The sequence below is a fragment of the Flavobacterium johnsoniae genome, from assembly GCF_030388325.1.
GTDB classification, from domain to species: Bacteria; Bacteroidota; Bacteroidia; order Flavobacteriales; family Flavobacteriaceae; genus Flavobacterium; species Flavobacterium johnsoniae_C.
Genome location: NZ_CP103794.1, coordinates 235,566 through 254,590, shown reverse-complemented (window position 1 = coordinate 254,590; position 19,025 = coordinate 235,566). Strand labels below are relative to the sequence as shown.

The following is a 19,025-nucleotide window of genomic DNA, read 5'->3' as shown; positions in this document are numbered from 1 at the left end:
GTATGCGTAAATTTGCATTCCAATTTTTAATAAATAATAATAGAATATGTATCATTCAAAAATAGCTGGTTTAGGATATTATGTTCCTTCTAATGTGGTGACTAATGATGATTTGTCTAAGATAATGGATACCAATGACGAATGGATTCAGGAAAGAACAGGAATTCAGGAGAGAAGACACATTATTCGGGGAGAAGACACCACAACTTCGATGGGAGTGAAAGCAGCTAAAATTGCAATCGAGCGTTCTGGTGTTGCCAAAGAAGATATTGATTTTGTAGTTTTTGCTACATTAAGTCCAGATTATTATTTTCCAGGACCTGGAGTTTTGGTTCAGAGAGATTTAGGTCTTAGAACGGTTGGAGCTTTAGATGTTAGAAATCAATGTTCAGGATTTGTTTACGCAATTTCTGTAGCAGATCAATATATTAAAACCGGAATGTATAAAAACATTTTGGTAATTGGTTCAGAAGTTCATTCTACAGGTTTAGACATGACAACTCGCGGGCGCGGTGTTTCTGTAATTTTTGGAGATGGAGCAGGAGCAGCTGTTTTAAGCCGTGAAGAAGATTTAACAAAAGGAATTCTTTCTACTCACTTGCATTCTGAAGGTGAACATGCTGAAGAACTAGCTTTGCAAGCGCCTGGAATGGGAGCTCGTTGGGTTACAGATATTATTGCAGACAACGACCCAAATGACGAAAGTTATTATCCTTATATGAATGGACAATTTGTATTCAAAAATGCGGTTGTTCGTTTTGCAGAAGTAATCAACGAAGGATTGGAAGCAAACGGTCTTCAAGTTTCAGATATTGATATGTTGATTCCGCATCAGGCGAATTTGAGAATTTCACAATTCATTCAAAATAAATTCAAATTAAAAGACGATCAGGTTCATAATAATATTCAGAAATACGGAAATACAACGGCTGCATCTATTCCGATTGCTTTAACTGAAGCTTGGGAGCAAGGAAAAATCAAATCTGGAGATACAGTAGTTTTAGCAGCCTTCGGTAGTGGATTTACTTGGGCAAGTTCTATTATTAAATGGTAAAATAATTCATCTTACATTATATTTTAACCTGCTTCATTTTGGAGCAGGTTTTTTTTATAAATTCGCATTAGACCTGACAGGTTTTTAAAACCTGTTAGGTCTTCTTTGAAGAAAATTATTTGAATTGAAATGAAAAAAAATCAACTAGAAATAGCTTGCTTTAATTATGAATCTGCCTTAATTGCACAGGAAAATGGTGCGGACAGAATTGAATTATGTGAGAACATGAAATTAGGAGGAACAACACCAAATTCTATTTTGGTGCTTAAAGTCCGTGAAAGTCTAAACATTAAAATGCATGTTATTATTAGACCTCGAGGCGGTGATTTTGTTTATTCTGATGAAGAACTTACAGAAATGAAACAAGACATTAAACAATTTAAAAAATTGGGTGTTGATGGTTTTGTTTTCGGAATCTTAAAAGAAAATGGAAAAGTAAATAAAAAGCAAAACAAAGAATTGGTGCATTTAGCGCATCCGTTATCTTGTACTTTTCACCGTGCTTTTGATGTGGTTAAGAATCCTGAAAAATCATTAGAAACCATTATTAATTGTGGTTTCAAAACAATTTTGACTTCTGGTCAAGGCGTAAATGTAGAAGAAGGAATTTCAGCATTAGAAAGACTTCAAGAATTAGCTGGAGACCGAATCGAAATTATGCCTGGCGGCGGTTTAAGATCTTCAAATATAAAATTGCTTCAAGAAAAATTAGATCTGACTTTTTATCATTCGTCAGCAATCACAAATAATACTGAAATTGCGAATCCTGAAGAAATAAAAGAAATTCGTAATTTTTTATAAACCTAAAATAAAAAAAGTCTGGAGTTGGCATCTCCAGACTTTTCTTCTACAAAAAATTATTCTAAAATTATTAAAAAATTCTTGCAATAAGACGATTAGAACATTCCGCCTCCGTCTTTATTCGTATTGTCATCTCTTTGTTTACGCTGTAAGTTTTTGATTTTTCCGCCACCAAAGTTGTATGTTAAACCTACATAAACTGTTTGGCTTTCCCAAGTAAACTGTCCAGCTTGTGGATAAGGATATTGAGTGTCAAAAGCATATTTCATAGTTTTGAAAACATCATTAAAACGTACGCTGATGTTCATTTTGTTGTCTAACAAAGTGTAGCGCGAACCAATATCCATTTTATACATTTCGTGACTATTGTTTTGAAGTCCATCAACTGCACCTCTGTAAAATCCGAATAATAAGAAGCTTAAGCGTTTGTTGGCTTTAAAATTAGAATTCATACGTCCGTTGAAAGCAGCAACAGTAATTTTTCTTTCAATTGGATTACTGCTATTGTCAGCAGCATTGTATTGAAACACAATACCTTGCTGGTTGATGCTTGAAAAATCAATAGATGGCTGAATATCCCACCATTTTGTAATTTTATAATTGAAAGAAGCTTCAAATCCGTACGCTGTATTATGATCGTAGTTTGTAAAAGACATAATCTGCTTTTCTTTGCTCGGATCTGCTGGATCTGGATATAAAATTCTGCTAATTTGGTCGTTAATGCTTCTCACAAAAACACCTGCAGAAAAACTTCCTTTTTCTAATGTTTTAGTATAATTTACTTCAACAGAATTAGTGAATTGTGGTCTTAATTCAGGATTTCCTAAAGATGTAACCAAAGGAGTTGCAAACTCACGAATAGGTTTTGTCTGTTCTAAACTCGGACGGTCAACACGACGGCTGTAGCTAAACTGTAAAGTGTTTTTCTCAGTAATGTTGTAAGTTAAATAAGCAGAAGGATATAATGTGATATAATCATCATCAAACATAGTCTGTCCATAATTTAAGTTAGCCTGAACTTTATAGCTTTCAAAACGCGCTCCAAGCTGATAACTTATTTTTTTGAATTTCTGACCAAATGTTACATATGCAGAATAAATATCGGTATCATAAGTATAATGAGAAGTTCTATCTGCAACCGGAAGCAACGGATTTCCTGTTGTGTAATCATTTCCTGTTCTTGTAATTCTTGCTTCGGCACCAGCTTCAAGAGTTGTTTTTTCGTTTAACGGATTAACATAATCAACATTTAAAGTGGTTAGTTTTCGAGTACCTTTCAAGAAATCATTATACAAAATATCAGAGCTTGTATTGTCTGTTTTTGTTGTTTCAGTATCAAAAGAAGCATGTTGAGATTCTTTATTATCACTATAATTTCCTTCAAAATCTAAAGTGTGGCCTTCTTTTTTGAAAATGTGTTTGTATGCCAAATTATAAGTCCCAACTTGATCTGGTCCCCAATATCTTGATTTCTGAAAAATGTTCGAAATATCAGAATTAGTTACGTTATTATAATCGATATCAGTATCTACAAAACCTTTTCCGTTAGATTTATTCTGATTTGTATAAATCGATAATGTGTTATGATCGTCAATTAAAAAATCCATTCCGATTTTGTATAAATATGAATCATTATCATTCATCACATCAATTCTTTGAACAATGTCTTGGTCAAATCTTTTAATAAAACCATCGTTATAGTACGTTCCAAAGTTTTGTCCCACATTTCCAAAGAAATTTACTTTTCCAGTTTTATAATTTAAATCTAAAGACTGATTGTATTTTGCAGTTTCTCCAAAAGTGATTCCTCCGCTGTAAGTTCCGTTAAAACCAGTGTTAGCGTTTTTATGCAAAATGATATTAATAATTCCAGACATTCCTTCTGGGTTATATTTTGCACTTGGATTTGTAATCAACTCAATCTTTTTGATAGAAGTTGATGGAATTTGTTTCAGCAATTGCGCAGGATCAATGTTCGATGGACGTCCGTCAATTAATACACGAACATTATCATTTCCGCGAAGCGAAAGTTTTCCGTCCTGATCTACATTCACAGAAGGAATATTATTCATAATATCCGATGCAGAAGCTCCAGCAGTTGTCAAATCTTTACCAACCGTAACTACTTTTCTGTCGATTTTTTGTTCAATTGTAGAACGTTCAGCAATAATGTTTACGCCTTTTAATTGTGTAGCTTCTTCTTCCAGAGAAACATTTACAGTTGCAGATTTTTTGTTTTCGCTCAAAAGAACAGAACCTACATATTTTCTAAAACCAATATATTGGATTTCGATAGTATAACTTTTTAAGGCTATATTTTTAAATGAAAATTCTCCATTGTCATCTGTATTAACTCCAGATACTACTTTTCCATTTTCTTTAAGAGAAACTGTTGCATAAGAAACAGGCATACCGTTTGATTTCTCTGTAATTTTCCCAGATACATTTCCTGTATTCTGGGCTTGTGCTGTTGCGATTACCCCCAATAACGCAAACAGAAAGATTTTTAATTTCATGATTTTTACTGATTATTTTTTGATTTGATTGATGATGATTGTGTTAGTTACTTTTTTTTGTTTTTTTGTTTTCTTGCGACTTTAAAAATGAATTTGAAGTCTCTATTAAGACTCTTTTGTGTTTAATATGTTACAACAAATTGCAAAAAAATATTTCGAAAATTTTCACATCCCTTGTTTTGTAGGAGATTAAGCTTTTGACTTTTTGATAATTTTAACAATTCAAAAAACTGTTTTTTTGATAAATTCTAATCCTTTTCCTGAATTTAATATGTTTTTGATTTTCTCTAATTGATGAATAAGCAGTATCTTTGCTCACTTTAAAATAAGTTTACATGTCATTATCACAAATTCTTACACCTTCTATACAAAAAGCAATACAAGCATTATTTGATGTTACTGTTGATAAAATTGAGTTTCAAACTACCAGAAAAGAGTTTGAAGGCGATATTACAATGGTTATTTTTCCATTGTTGAAAGTAATTAAAAGTAATCCAGCTGAATTAGGAAATAAAATTGGAAATTATCTAGTTGAAAATGTTTCTGAAGTTGCACGCTTTAATGTAGTTTCAGGATTCTTGAATATTGTAATTTCTGATAGTTATTATGTGAATTTCTTTAATGGAATTAGAGATAACAAGAAATTTGGATATGTAACTCCAAATCCAGACGAAAAAGCGGTAATGGTAGAATATTCTTCTCCAAATACCAATAAACCTCTGCATTTAGGCCACGTTCGTAACAATTTGTTAGGATATTCTGTTGCTGAAATTTTAAAAGCGTCTGGAAAAAAAGTATACAAAACTCAAATTATCAACGATCGAGGAATTCATATCTGTAAATCGATGTTGGCTTGGGAAAAATTCGGAAACGGAGAAACTCCAGAAACTTCAGGTTTAAAAGGTGATAAACTGGTTGGGAAATATTATGTTGAGTTTGATAAAGCTTACAAAAATGAAATTAACAGCTTAATCGAAACTGGTAAAACTGAAGAAGAAGCTAAAAAACAAGCGCCAATTATTATTGAAGCGCAAGATATGCTGAAGAAATGGGAAGCAGGTGACGAAAAAGTAATTGAGCTTTGGAAAAAAATGAACGAATGGGTTTATGAAGGTTTTGCAACAACTTACACAAATCTTGGAGTTAATTTTGATAAATATTACTACGAAAGCAACACTTATTTATTAGGAAAAGATGTTGTTCAGGTAGGTTTAGATAAAGGTGTTTTTGAAAAAGATCCAGATGGTTCTGTTTGGATTGATTTGACTGACGAAGGTTTGGATCGTAAAATCGTATTGCGTTCTGACGGAACTGCGGTTTATATGACCCAAGATATCGGAACCGCAATTCAGCGTGTAAAAGACATGCCAGATGTTGGGGGAATGGTTTACACAGTTGGAAATGAACAAGATTATCATTTTAAAGTATTATTCTTAATCTTAAAAAAATTAGGTTTTGATTGGGCTTCAAGTTTATATCATTTATCATACGGAATGGTTGATTTACCTTCTGGAAAAATGAAAAGCCGTGAAGGAACTGTCGTAGATGCAGATGATTTGATGCAAGATATGACAGATACAGCAAAACAAATCTCAGAAGATTTAGGAAAGCTAGATTACTATTCTGATGAAGAAAAAGCAAAATTGTATAAAACAATTGGTCTTGGAGCTTTAAAATATTACATTTTAAAAGTAGATCCTAAAAAACGTATTTTGTTTAATCCAGCAGAATCTGTTGATTTTGCAGGAAATACAGGTCCGTTTATTCAATATACATACGCGAGAATTCAATCAATTATCCGTAAAGCTGATTTTGATTTTTCTAACAAAATCGAAATCGGAGAATTGCATGAAAAAGAAAAAGAATTGGTAAAACAAATCGAACTTTTTCCAGAAATAATTCAGAATGCGGCACAAAATCATAGTCCAGCGTTAATTGCTAATTATACTTATGATTTAGTAAAAGAATATAATTCATTCTATCAGTCTGTTCATATTCTTGGAGAAATTGATTTGACTAAAAAAATATTCAGAGTACAGCTTTCTCAAAAAGTTGCTGAGGTAATCAACTCAGCATTCCAATTATTAGGGATTGAGGTTCCTGAGAGAATGTAAGAGAACAAGAATAAGAGAAATGAAAAGCCAATAGTTTAACTATTGGCTTTTTTTATTGTTTTTATGACCTCAATGACCTTTTTTAAGTTGGATTTGCTAATACTTTTGTCTAAAATTAATTATATGCTTTAAACTCTTAAATACTTTTAGAAATATTTCCAAATATTCATTTTTAACTATTTTGAATTAGTACGCTTTTAGTGAAAATGGTTTGGATAAACAAGCCGTCTATTTTATAGGCGGTTTTTTATTTTGTATTTATTTGTAAGTTTTATTTTATAATATTTAATGTTAAATGTATTTAAAATCTTGTTAAAATTAATTTAATTTTCTAAGTTGCGCCCCTTAATTAAAAAAAGCTATAAATGAAAAAGAAAATTAAAGGGTTTGCAATTCTTGTATTCTTGTTTACTGTTCAAATATTTTTTGCACAGGAAAAAACAATTTCTGGAATTGTATCAGATGGAAGCGGACCAATTCCAGGTGCGAATGTTGTGGTAAAAGGAACTAGTAATGGAGTGCAAACCGATTTTGATGGAAAGTATAAGATTAAAGCAAAAACAGGAGATGTTTTAGTTATTTCTTATGTGGGTATGAAAGACCAAACCATTACAGTTGGAAATGCATCTGCTGTAAATGTTAAAATGCAAGAAGGTGGAGAACAATTGGAAGAAGTTGTAGTTGTTACAGCATTAGGAGTTAAGAAAAGTGCTCGTGCTATTGGATATGCTACTCAAGAAGTAAAAGCTGCTGACATTACAAGAGGAAATAATAATAGTCTTTCTGGTGCTTTGCAGGGTAAATTGGCAGGAGTTCAAATTACTCCTTCGAGTGGAGCTCCAGGTGCCTCTTCACAAATAGTAATTCGTGGCGCTCGATCTTTTACAGGAAATAATAGTCCTTTGTATGTGATTGATGGTATGCCTGTAGCCTCTCAACCAGATTTTAGTACTGGTAATGGAGTTACAGGATCTGATATTGCTAATAGAGCTGTAGATATTGATCCAAACGAAATCGAGTCAATAAATGTTTTAAAGGGGCAAGCTGCATCTGCATTATATGGATTGAGAGCTTCAAACGGAGTAATTGTGATTACTACAAAAAGCGGAAAAAATTCTGGTCAGAACGGAAAGCCTATTATTACTTTTAATACTTCTACAAGTTTTGAAACAATTTCGAAGAAGCCAAGTACTCAAAATGAATATGCTCAAGGTTCAAATGGCGTATTTAATCCAAATGCTTCAACAAACTGGGGACCAAAAATTTCAGAATTACCTAATGATCCTACTTATGGTGGAAATGTAGCTAATGCGTTGAATGGAGGAGTATTAAAACAAGGTAAATATTATGTGCCCCAAAGAGCAAAAGCTGGCTTAGATCCGTGGGTTACACCTAGAGCCTATAATAATATTAACGATTTTTTTAATACTGGAATTACGATCAATAACTCGTTAAATATTTCTCAATCGACAGAAAAAACTAACTATTCATTTGGTATAGGTACATCAAAACAAGATGGAATTATCCCTGAAACGGGTATGAATAGATATACTGCTAAAGCCGTAGTAGATACAAAGTTAAATAATGAGTGGAAAACAGGTTTTTCATTTAATTATATTCAAACTAAAATAAATAAAAGTACTTCCGCTAATGATGGTGCTATAGTTGGTGTTTTTGCTGCTCCAAGAAGTTACGATTTAAAAGGAATTGGTTACGCTAATCCAGCAAATTCATACGATCAAATTTACTATAGACCAAGTGTTTTTAATAACCCTTACTGGGCTGCCAACAACAACGAATTTAGTGAAAAAACAAATCGTGCTTTTGGGAATACATATATTCAATATTCTCCAATTATAAGTTCAGATGGGAATCAAAAATTAACAGTTAAATATCAGGTAGGTGTAGATTCGTGGACTACCAATTACAGAAATATTTTTGAGTTTGGAAATAAACTTGATTTATCTGGACAAAGCAGTAGTGCACATCTTTTTGGTACAACAAACGATGTAATTAACTCTTTGTTTACTTTAAATTACAATTTAAATATAACAAAGGATATTAATTTAAATGTTTTAGTTGGAAATGAATATAATCACCAAAACACTAAAGAATACGATGAAGTGGGAACCGCTTTTAACTTTGGTGGCTGGCCAACAATTGCGAATGCGAGAACTATAACTGCTGAAGAATATAGAAGACAAATACGTACAGTTGGTTTTTTTAGTAATATTGAATTATCCTTCAAGAATATGCTTTTCTTAAGTGGTACAATTCGTAAAGATATTGCATCTAATATGCCTAGAGGAAATAGAGATTTTATTTATCCATCAGCTTCTTTAGGTTTTGTTGTAACAGAATTAGAAGGCTTAAAAGAAAATTCATTTCTTTCGTATGCAAAACTTAGAGGGTCAATTGCTCAAGTTGGGCAAGCAGGAAATTATATAGGAAATTATTACACTACTCCATCTTATGGCGGTGGATTTTGGTCAGGACAACCAATACAATATCCTTTGGGAGGTATTAGTTCGTATATTTCTAACAATGTACAATACGATCCAAATTTGAAACCGCAAAATACGAAATCTTACGAAGTCGGAGCAGATTTAAAATTTTTCAATAACAGAGTTGGAATTGAATACACTTTTTCTAAACAAAATTCAACAGATCAAATTTTTAGCGTTCCATTAGCTGGTTCAACAGGAGCTAGTTCACTTGTAACAAATGGAGGAAAAATGCGTAATGAGGTACACGAATTAACTTTAATGTTAAATCCAGTACGTACAAAAGATTTTAATTGGATTTTAAATGCAAACTTCTCGAAAATTGACTCTTACGTCGAAGCATTAGCAAATGGTGTAGATAACATTTTTTTAGGTGGATTTACAACTCCGCAACTTAGGGCTAGTGTGGGTGATCGCTTTCCTGTTATTTATGGTACAGGTTATGCTAGAGATGCTCAAAATAAAATTCTAGTAAATTCTCAAGGACTTCCTGTGGCTGATGGTGAATTAAAAGTATTGGGAGAAGTTGCGCCAAAATTTACTTTGGGAGGTTCTACTCAATTTGCATATAAAAGAATTTCATTGGGAGCTGTTGTTGATTGGAAAAATGGTGGAAAGATTTATAGCGGATCGAATAACTTAATGAGTTACTATGGCGTAGATGCAAGAACAGCTGATCGAACTTCTGAATTTGTATTTCCAGGTGTTAAACAAGACGGAACTCCAAATGATATTGTTAGAGGAGGTGCTTCAGATCCAAATGCACAACAACAATTGCAAGCAGCATTAAATGGCATTGCAGAATCTGCAGTTTTTGATGCAAGTTTTGTAAAATTAAGAGAAGTTACTCTGGGATATCAATTTCCTAAATTATTAAAAAACTCTCTTGATCTTAGAGCTTCTGTTTTTGCAAGAAACATTTTATTGTGGTCTAAAATGCCTAACCTTGATCCAGAAGCTACACAGGGTAATAATAACTTCTCAGGAGGATTTGAACAATGGTCAATGCCACAAACGAAGAGCATTGGTTTTGGAATGAACTTTACATTTTAATTAACAATCAAATGAAAAATATAAAAATAGCAATAACAGCTTTAGTAACTTTATTTTTATTTCAGTCCTGTTCAGAAGATAAGATGGATGAGATAAACAAGAATGTCAATAATCCAACAGATATGGCAAGTCGTTTAATTATTACCGATGTAATGGTTAATTGTGCTTTTTCTGTGACTGGTTCTGATGCCTCTTTTTATGCTGGAATATATTCTGAATTAAATGCAGGAAATCATAACCAAATGTATAATGCACAGGTTAGACGTGCTGAACCTCAATTATCTTCTACTTATAATAATGGATGGAATAATAGTTATGAACAAATAAAAACACTAAACATTATTATTGATAAGTGTACAACAGGAGAAGAAAAAGGAAACTTTCAGACATTAGGAATAGCTCAGATATTACTTGCTTATAATTTAGCCGTTCTGACAGATTTATTCGGCGATGTTCCTTACGAAGAAGCTGTAAAACCAGGAGTAATTTTTCAACCTAAGGTTGACAAACAAGAAGCAATTTATCTAGATATATTTGCTAAATTAAATCAAGGTATTGCTAACTTAAAAAAAACAACTACTTATTCAAGTTTAGGAAATCAGGACTTAATTTATGGGGGAAATTCTGCGAAATGGATAAAAGCAGCAAATGGTTTATTAGCTAGATATACTATGAGGCTTTCTCTTAGAAAAGCTGACTATCAAGGTGTAATTAATTACGTTAATGCTTCTTTTGCTAATGCAGATGATGAATTGAAATTTGTAAATGACGGGGTGCCAAATCCTTATGCCAGATTTCAGTTAGACAGGGGAGCTATATGTGTGGCTAAAAGTTTCTATAATACCATGATTGCTAATGGACCAGCTGATGTGCGAACTGATGCGTTTTTTTCCAAAATAAAAGGTGTAGTTGTTCCTTTTGACAACTCAAAAGAAGATTTAGAAGGACAAGGTATTTATTCTATCTCGGCTCTAATGAGTGAGAAAAATCCAATTTATTTATTAAGTTACCATGAATTATTATTCTTGAAAGCTGAAGCTGAAGCTAGGTTAGGTTTGCCTCAAGCGCAAACTACCATGAATGCTGCGATAAAAGCATCTTACACAAAAAAACAAGTAGTAACATTTACCGCGGCTCAAGCGGATGCTTACATAGCTTCTATTGGAACGCTGACAGGTGATGCATTATTGAAAAAGGTTATGATTGAAAAACATATTTCTTTCTACGAAAATGAAGGTATTGAATCTTATAATGATATTAGACGTTTGCAAGCAATGGGGAATGGAAATTTTATTCCAATGGTAAATGCGAAACCTGAATTATTTCCTCTAAGATTTGCTTACGGTCAATCAGATGTTGCTTCGAATTCATATATAAAAGATCTGTATGGAGACGGATCATATGTATATAAAGAAAATGTTTGGTGGGCAGGAGGTACTAGGTAAAAATATTTGTCAACAAATCATTAATGTAAGGTAAAAGCTACTTGATTTAAACCCTATTTAAAGATTAAACATTAAAAAATAATAAATCATAAAAAAAGCCGGAGGTCTCAAAACTTCCGGCTTTTTTATAACAACTAATTCTAATTACTTAACAAATTTGTCAATGATTTTATCTGTTTCTGCTTTTGCAGTATCTGGTTTCAAATCAAATAATAAAGAGTAAAGTGCTTTTCTGTCCACTTTAGCTTCTAAGTTTAAGTCTTTGTGTCTGTCGAAAAGAGTTTGCCATTTGTCACGAACATTTTTCCAAAGTACATTGTTTGCTACCCACCATTTTTGAGCTGCGATACATTTTACATCTGGAACTTTAGTGTAAACATCAAATCCTTTTTCTTGTGCTAATAGAGCATCTTTTCCAGCATCGTCACGAACTAATTTGTCGTTGTCTTGCTCATGATTCCATCCTGTAGAAGTGATTTCGTGAATGTTTCTTCTTTTTAAAACATTATAATCGTTACGTTTTGTTTGCTCTCTTCTAGGAAGTGGTGCATCTGCAACGTTTGCCCAATAATCTTTTCCATCAACGTGAACCCAAGTCGAAGATCCTTCATATCTAGGACTATCATCTACTTGATATACTTTTTGAGTCCATTGACCTTTAACAGCTTTTTTGTCTAATTTTTTGTATTTCCAAGAATTTCCTTTGTCAAAAGAATATAAGTCTGTGTTTTCGTATAACCAATCTTGTCTCCAGTGTTTGATAATCATATCATCACTTACAATCAATAAATGTTGCATTACGATTTTGTTCGGAGTATCTTCTAATAATTCTACCCATTCTAAAGCAGATTCGTGTTTTGTTTCAGATGGTTTGTATGTAAGTGAATCTTTTGGGTATGAAAAAGTTTCGGTGAAATTAAATTTCACTTCATAACAACCACACATAGATTTAATAGACTTAATATCTTGTTGTTTCTTGTCCTGACTAAAACCAAGACTGCATGTTAAAGCCACAGCGGCTGACATTAAAAGACTTTTCGAAATCATAACTTATTGTTTTGTTTTTAAATTTTTTGCAAATATATAAAATTAATTTAGAATAGTTAAAAATAGTTATATATTTGCATCGATTATTAAGACTCAATAAAAATAATGAAAATTAAATTTACCCTTTTTGCTGTGCTATTATCAAGCGCTTATTCTTTCGCTCAGCAGAGAGATACTATAAAATCGCAAGAAAAATTGTCGGAAGTTGTTGTTACAGGACAGTTTGAGCCGCAATCGATAAAGAAATCGGTTTTTAATGTTCGTGTGATTTCGAATCAAGACATCAAGAACTTAGCGGCTAATAACTTAGCAGATGTTTTAAATCAATATCTAAATATTACAGTTAGGCCAAGCGGTACAACAGGACGTTCTACAGTTTCATTATTTGGATTAGATGCGCAATACTTTAAAATTTTAGTAGATAATATTCCATTAGTAAATGAAGCTGGTTTGGGGAATAATACAGATTTGTCTCAAATTAATCTAAATGATGTTGATCATATAGAAATTGTTGAAGGTTCAATGGGAGTTAGTTATGGAGCTAATGCAGTAAGTGGGGTTTTAAATATAATTACAAAAAAATCATCAAAATATAAATGGGATATAAACGCATCGGTACAAGAAGAAACTGTAGGTAAGGAATTTTCTCTTTTTGATAAAGGACGCCACATCCAGTCTTTACGTGTTGCCCATTCATTTGATCAAAATTGGTTTGTAAGTGTAGGAGCTACCAGAAATGATCTTCAGGGGTTTTTAAATGACCGAAATGGGAAGAATTATCTTGTAAGTGATTTTACTCGCGGATATAGTTGGTTGCCAAAAGAACAACTAAATGGAAATGCTTTAATTTCTTATCATAAAGATAATTTTAGATTCTTCTATAAATTTGAATTTCTTGATGAAGATGTGGATTACTATAATAGTACAGTCCAATCTAATTATAGCCCAACTTTAGGATCTTATTTGTATGCTGACGATAAAAGATATTTTACCAACAGATATTTTCATAATTTAAATTTAACGGGTTTAATGTTTTCTCAATTGACTTATAATGTTTCTGTTACACAGCAGAAGCAACAGAGAGAAATTGAAAACTTCAGATATTATCTGTACACTAGAACCGAAGGAATGAATGTTTCCGAAAAAGACCAATCGATGGAGGTGCTTTCGTCTACAGGAACTTTAAATAACTTCTTTAATGATAAAAGAATTGATTTACAAATAGGATACGAATTTGTAAATAATAAAGGTTTTGCCTTAGTGCAGAAAGAAAATAATATCATAACACCAGTTAGTAAGACATTAGAAAATTATGACTTTTTTGTGTCTTCAGAGATTATGGCTACAGAACGATTTTCGATAAAGCCAGGATTGAGGTTTTCTGCACAATCTAAGTTCGATAATCAATATGCTTCTTCAGTTGCGTTAAGATATTTATTTGATAAAGGACTTGAACTTCGAGGTTCTTATGGAAATGGTTTTAGAACTCCAAATTTTGAGGAATTGTATGCCAACCAAATTTTTGACGGACATTTCTTTGCTGGAAATGAAAATCTAATTCCAGAAACAAGTACTTCATATGAAGCAAGTGTCAAAAAATATACGTCATTATCATCAGGTTTACAGATTTCAAATACATTTTCTGGAAGTTATTTAGATGTTGATGACAGAATTGACATGGCCTTTATCCGTAATAATCCAGATACGGGTACTCCCGAAAATCAATACATCAATATTAGTAAGTATAGAATGTGGAATTTTTCGACAATGAATCAATTCCGACTAAATAATTTAACAGTGAATGTTGGTGCTGCATTAGTTGGAGTTTCTCAGCGAATTGATAATGCTATAATGGTTTCAGACGATCGATTCTTGTATACATTTAATCTAAATGCTAGTTTTTCATACAATATCCCAAAATGGAAAACAATCTTTTCAGCATACTATAAATATAATGGACAAACACAACAATTTGTTGCAGGAACATCAGAATATGTTTTGTCTAAAATAGATCCGAGTAATTGGCTTGACGCTTCTGTAAGAAAGAATTTCTTTAAAGACAAGTTTGAAGTTACATTGGGAGCTAGAAATATTTTTAACATAACAGATGTTAACCGTACACGATCAAGTGAAGGAGCGGGACACGCAACGGCGTCAACTACGATGCTAGCTTACGGTCGTTCTTACTTTTTAAAATTAGCGTATAACCTTAATCTTTAATATAAAACAAAATACAATGAAAAAATTATTTTTACTATCATTCGCATTCTTATCTCTTGTAGCTTGTTCAAGTGATGACGATGTTCAAGTTGAAATTCCTACAGTAGGAGCTACTTTGCAACCAGCTGTTGGCGGACCGAACCAACCTAATCAAGTTTATCTAGACTTAAGTTCTGAAGAATTAAAATCTGTAAATAGAGCAGCTTGGGATTTTGGATTTTCTAGTGGTACAGATTTTAGAGTTGTGATAAACGGATCTCTAAAAATGGCAGTTAAAAAATTAGAGACTTCTGATATTACTTTAACTCAAACAATTAATACAGATGTAACAGTTGGAGCTGGTACAACGGCTGCTTCTAACGGTTTTGTAGATAATCCAACAGGTGTTTTAGCTGGTGCTGGTGCTGGAATTGGAACTGCAATTGCTGAAATTTCTGCAACTGATGCAGACAATAAAGTTTACTTAGTGAATTTAGGATATGCTGTTGGTACTGCTGCGCCTAGTGTAGGTTCTGTTGCTGTTGATGGTGATGCAAGAGGATGGAAAAAAGTTAGAATTTTAAGAAGCGGTAATGGATATAAAATTCAATACGCTGATTTAGCTTCTGCAACTTTCACAGAAAAAACAATCTCTAAAGATGCTGCTTACAACTTTACATTCTTTAGTATGACATCAGGTAATACAGTTTCTGTTGAGCCTCAAAAAGATAAATGGGATTTAAATTTCACAGTTTTCACTAACTACTTAAATGCAGGTACAGAAGTAACTTACGGATATTCTGATTTCATCGTTACAAATATGAAAGGCGGTACTCAAGCATACCAAGTTTTAGCAACAGCTGATGTAACTTACGCAGGATTTACAAAAGCAAATGTTGTTGAGGGTAATTTTACTGCTTCTGCAACAGATCAAAGAATAATTGGAGCAAACTGGAGAAGTGGCGGAGGACCATCTACTTTACCAAGTATTAGAACAGATCGTTTTTATGTTGTTAAAGATGCAGCTGGAAACTATTATAAAGTTAAATTCTTAGCAATGTCTAATGAAGCAGGTGTTAGAGGATATGTTACTCTAGAATACGCTATCTTGAAATAATTTTAAAATGAAAATCTAAAAAAATATAAAGATTATTCATTCTAATATATAATGCAACGCATTAAAATTTAGTTAATCATTAGCTTTGTTTTTTTTATTTTTTTTTGATTTAGAGGTTAGATTTATCTAACCTCTTTTTTTTGTTCTACTTTCTTACTAAATTGAATTAGAAACAAAATGTTATTCTATCTTTGCACAAATTTTTTCTGCAATAAGTTAACAATTATTTAATTGGTTTAATTTTTGAATGCAGACCTTTATACTTTTATAATAATTAAGTGAATACAAAATCTTATTTTTTTCAGTCTTTTGCAATTGTTGCGTTAGCGCTTGTTGCTTTTATTGGGTTCAAACAAATCCTTCCAGATAAAATATTTTCAGACAGTAAATTAGATTCTAAAAACATATTAATAGATAGTCTGCTTTTAGAGTCTGTGGCTAAAGATTCAATTGCTTTGGATGACGATAGTATTGCTGAAAGCGAAAGAGAATTAAACAATCAGAAAATTGTTTTTGATCAGACAGAAGGAATCGAATTTCCTGCCGAAACTTTCGAAAATTATAAAGGTTATCAATACCTGATTTCTTTCTATGAAAAATTATATCAGTTAGAAAAAAATCCGCAGAACAAAGTTCGAATTGCTTATTACGGAGATTCTATGACCGATGGAGATTTAATCGTTCAAGACGTTCGAACCAATTATCAAGAACGTTTTGGAGGAAATGGAGTTGGTTTTGTTCCGATTACTTCAGAATCTGCCGCTTCTAGGGGTTCTGTAAAATCAACTTATTCTAAAAACTGGAAAACACAATCATACTTAAATGTAAAAAGACCAACTAGTCCGTTTGGTGTAAATGGTCATGTATTTTTTGCAAATGATAAATCGAATCCGACTTGGGTTCAGTATGAAGCAGGTCTTAGCAAATATTCTACTTCTTTAGATAATGCCACTTTATTTTACGGTCGTGCATCTAAAACAGGAAAAGTGAATTTTATTATCGGAAAAGATACCATCAAAAAAAGCCTTTCGCCAAATAATTTAGTGAATACATTAAAAGTTTCTTCTGGAAATTTAAAAGCATTTAAAGCCAATTTTGTTCAAGCAGATTCTATTCCGATTTACGGATTTAATTTTGATAACGGAGCGGGAGTTCACGTTGACAATTTCTCTCAAAGAGGAAATTCAGGACTTCCTATTTCAATGTTCAATGCCGATGTAATGAGAGCTTTTAATAATAATCTGAAATACGATTTGATTATTCTTCATTACGGAACAAACGTTTTGAATTACGGAACCAAAAATTATTCTTGGTATGAAAAAGGAATGACAAAAACCGTAAATAAAATTAAAGAATCTTTTCCAGGAGTTTCGATTTTAATTGTTTCTACAGCAGATAAATCGACCAAATATGACATGGAAATGAAAACCGATTCTGCCGTAGTTCCTTTAATGAAAGCACAAAAACATTACGCTCTTGAAACTCAAGCAGGATTTGTAAATTTATATACTTTAATGGGAGGCGATGGTTCGATGATAAAATGGGTTGATGAAGCGCCAGCAAAAGCCAATAAAGATTACACGCACTTTAACCAGCGTGGAGCAAAAGCAATTGGAAATTTATTGTACGGACAATTGAATAAAGGATACGAAGAATATAAAGTTCTCAGACAAAAAAGAGACGCAGAAGGGACTAAGCCAAAACCAGTAAAAAGAGCCAAATCCGATTCCGTATCCATAACACAAGACAGCTTATGATGAATAAATTAATAGTATTCTTTTGTTGTCTTTTTTTTACAACAAATGAAAAACCTCCAAAAAGAAATGTACATCCAATACCCAAAAGTATGATTCAAAAAGTGGATACTGCAGCGATTGAAGCGCCTTCTGATGGTCAGATTTATAATGCGAAAGTGTTAGAAGATTTCTTTAAGAAATTAGAAGAAAATGAAAATCAGAAAAATCAAAAAATCAATATTGTACATATTGGCGATTCTCATATTCAAGGAGATTTGATGACTAATGAAATCAGAAAGAATCTGCAACAAAAATTTGGAAATGCTGGACGCGGTTTGGTTTTTCCATATCAATTAGCAAGAACAAACGGATCTTACAATGAGCGTTTCAAATCAAATAGAACTTGGGAAAGTTATAGAAACATTCTTCCTTTTAAAAGCAATCCAGTTGGCTTAAGCGGAATTGGACTATGGAGAGATTCTGGAGGATTTGTTATGGAGATGAACATAAAAGATCCAGCGTATAAATTCAATACCATAAAAATTATTACGCCTCAAAATCAGAATATGTTTGATTTGGCTGTTTCGTCTAAAATCAATTCGATTCAAACGACAGAGCGAAAAGTCATTACACATAAAATTAAAAAAGGCGAAGTTTTAGGAAGCATTGCAGATAAATACAATGTTTCGATTGCAGAAATTAAAAGAGATAATCATTTAAAAGGGAATAATATTCGCGCTGGAAGAACTCTTAAAATTGCAACAAATGAAACAAGAGCAAAAACAGTTTCAATGTCAGAGTTTGTGCCTTTAACAATAGAATCAGATTCTTATACTCATTATTACAATTCTAATGATGCATTAAGTCGAATTTTTCTAATTCCAAACAAAGAAGCAAAAGATTTCGAGTTAAACGGAATTGTTTTAGAAAAAGATAATCCTGGAATTCTTTACAGCGGAATTGGCGTAAATGGCGCTAAGTTTTCAGATTATAATAAATATCCTTTATTCTTTGAACAATTAAAAGCATTACATCCAGATTTGTTGGTTTTTTCGTTAGGAACAAATGAAAGTTACGATCATTTAGATTCTGGAAATTATATTAAAGAACTTCGAGATTTTATTGCAAAAATTAAAGCACAAAATATAAATGCGCCAATAATTGTAATGACACCGCCGCCATCATTATTGAGAAGAAAACCAAATACCTATATTGATGATTACACGCGACAAATTATCGATATAGCTCAAAAAGACGGTTTTGCCGTTTGGGATTTATACGATGAATTTGGTGGAATGAGCGGAATTAAACAACTAAAAATACAAGGATTAATTGGGCCAGATTGGGTTCATTATTCTAAAAAAGGATACGAGAAACAAGGAAATTTGTTTACACAGGCGTTTTTAAAAGCATACGATAATTTTAAATTAAAGAATTAA

Annotated in this window: 11 protein-coding genes; 9 read left to right on the top strand and 2 right to left on the bottom strand. The window is 32.3% G+C overall.

Features of this window, described 5'->3' with window-relative positions; translation table 11 throughout:
- Positions 1 to 46 precede the first annotated feature (46 nt).
- Together NYQ10_RS01180 and NYQ10_RS01175 are read left to right on the top strand one after the other, a co-directional pair.
- Entirely contained in the window at positions 47 to 1,054 is a 1,008-nt protein-coding gene (locus NYQ10_RS01180; RefSeq protein WP_289878555.1) for a 3-oxoacyl-ACP synthase III family protein, read from the top strand.
- A 129-nt stretch (positions 1,055 to 1,183) separates the two neighbouring features.
- Positions 1,184 to 1,855, top strand: a complete 672-nt coding sequence (locus NYQ10_RS01175) for a copper homeostasis protein CutC (protein WP_289878554.1) — start codon at positions 1,184 to 1,186, stop codon at positions 1,853 to 1,855.
- Positions 1,856 to 1,950: 95 nt separating this feature from the next.
- On the opposite strand, the gene NYQ10_RS01170 is transcribed toward NYQ10_RS01175, so the two are convergent.
- Positions 1,951 to 4,371 carry a TonB-dependent receptor domain-containing protein gene (locus NYQ10_RS01170; RefSeq protein ID WP_289878553.1) on the bottom strand — a complete coding sequence of 807 codons (2,421 nt, stop codon included), beginning with the start codon at positions 4,369 to 4,371 and terminating at the stop codon, positions 1,951 to 1,953.
- A 335-nt stretch (positions 4,372 to 4,706) separates the two neighbouring features.
- On the opposite strand from NYQ10_RS01170, the gene argS reads away from it, so the two are divergent.
- The 3 genes from argS to NYQ10_RS01155 all read left to right on the top strand — a co-directional run bounded on the left by argS (position 4,707) and on the right by NYQ10_RS01155 (position 11,487).
- On the top strand, positions 4,707 to 6,485 hold the full coding sequence (gene argS, locus NYQ10_RS01165) for an arginine--tRNA ligase (protein ID WP_289878552.1): 1,779 nt from the start codon (positions 4,707 to 4,709) through the stop codon (positions 6,483 to 6,485).
- Between the two features lie 365 nt (positions 6,486 to 6,850).
- Positions 6,851 to 10,042 (top strand): SusC/RagA family TonB-linked outer membrane protein, encoded by a 3,192-nt coding sequence (locus tag NYQ10_RS01160; protein WP_289878551.1) that lies wholly within the window; start codon positions 6,851 to 6,853, stop codon positions 10,040 to 10,042.
- Entirely contained in the window at positions 9,988 to 11,487 is a 1,500-nt protein-coding gene (locus NYQ10_RS01155; protein WP_289878550.1) for a SusD/RagB family nutrient-binding outer membrane lipoprotein, read from the top strand. The genes NYQ10_RS01160 and NYQ10_RS01155 overlap by 55 nt, the downstream gene beginning before the upstream one ends.
- Positions 11,488 to 11,631: 144 nt before the next feature.
- On the opposite strand, the gene NYQ10_RS01150 is transcribed toward NYQ10_RS01155, so the two are convergent.
- Positions 11,632 to 12,534, bottom strand: coding sequence for a DUF6607 family protein (locus tag NYQ10_RS01150; protein ID WP_289878549.1), 903 nt, complete (start codon positions 12,532 to 12,534; stop codon positions 11,632 to 11,634).
- Between the two features lie 105 nt (positions 12,535 to 12,639).
- On the opposite strand from NYQ10_RS01150, the gene NYQ10_RS01145 reads away from it, so the two are divergent.
- The 4 genes from NYQ10_RS01145 to NYQ10_RS01130 all read left to right on the top strand — a co-directional run bounded on the left by NYQ10_RS01145 (position 12,640) and on the right by NYQ10_RS01130 (position 19,025).
- Positions 12,640 to 14,754 carry a TonB-dependent receptor plug domain-containing protein gene (locus tag NYQ10_RS01145; RefSeq protein ID WP_289878548.1) on the top strand — a complete coding sequence of 705 codons (2,115 nt, stop codon included), beginning with the start codon at positions 12,640 to 12,642 and terminating at the stop codon, positions 14,752 to 14,754.
- A 16-nt stretch (positions 14,755 to 14,770) separates the two neighbouring features.
- Positions 14,771 to 15,850, top strand: coding sequence for an HmuY family protein (locus NYQ10_RS01140; RefSeq protein ID WP_289878547.1), 1,080 nt, complete (start codon positions 14,771 to 14,773; stop codon positions 15,848 to 15,850).
- A 278-nt stretch (positions 15,851 to 16,128) separates the two neighbouring features.
- On the top strand, positions 16,129 to 17,607 hold the full coding sequence (locus tag NYQ10_RS01135; RefSeq protein WP_289878546.1) for an SGNH/GDSL hydrolase family protein: 1,479 nt from the start codon (positions 16,129 to 16,131) through the stop codon (positions 17,605 to 17,607).
- Positions 17,608 to 17,696: 89 nt separating this feature from the next.
- On the top strand, positions 17,697 to 19,025 hold the full coding sequence (locus NYQ10_RS01130) for a GDSL-type esterase/lipase family protein (protein WP_289878545.1): 1,329 nt from the start codon (positions 17,697 to 17,699) through the stop codon (positions 19,023 to 19,025).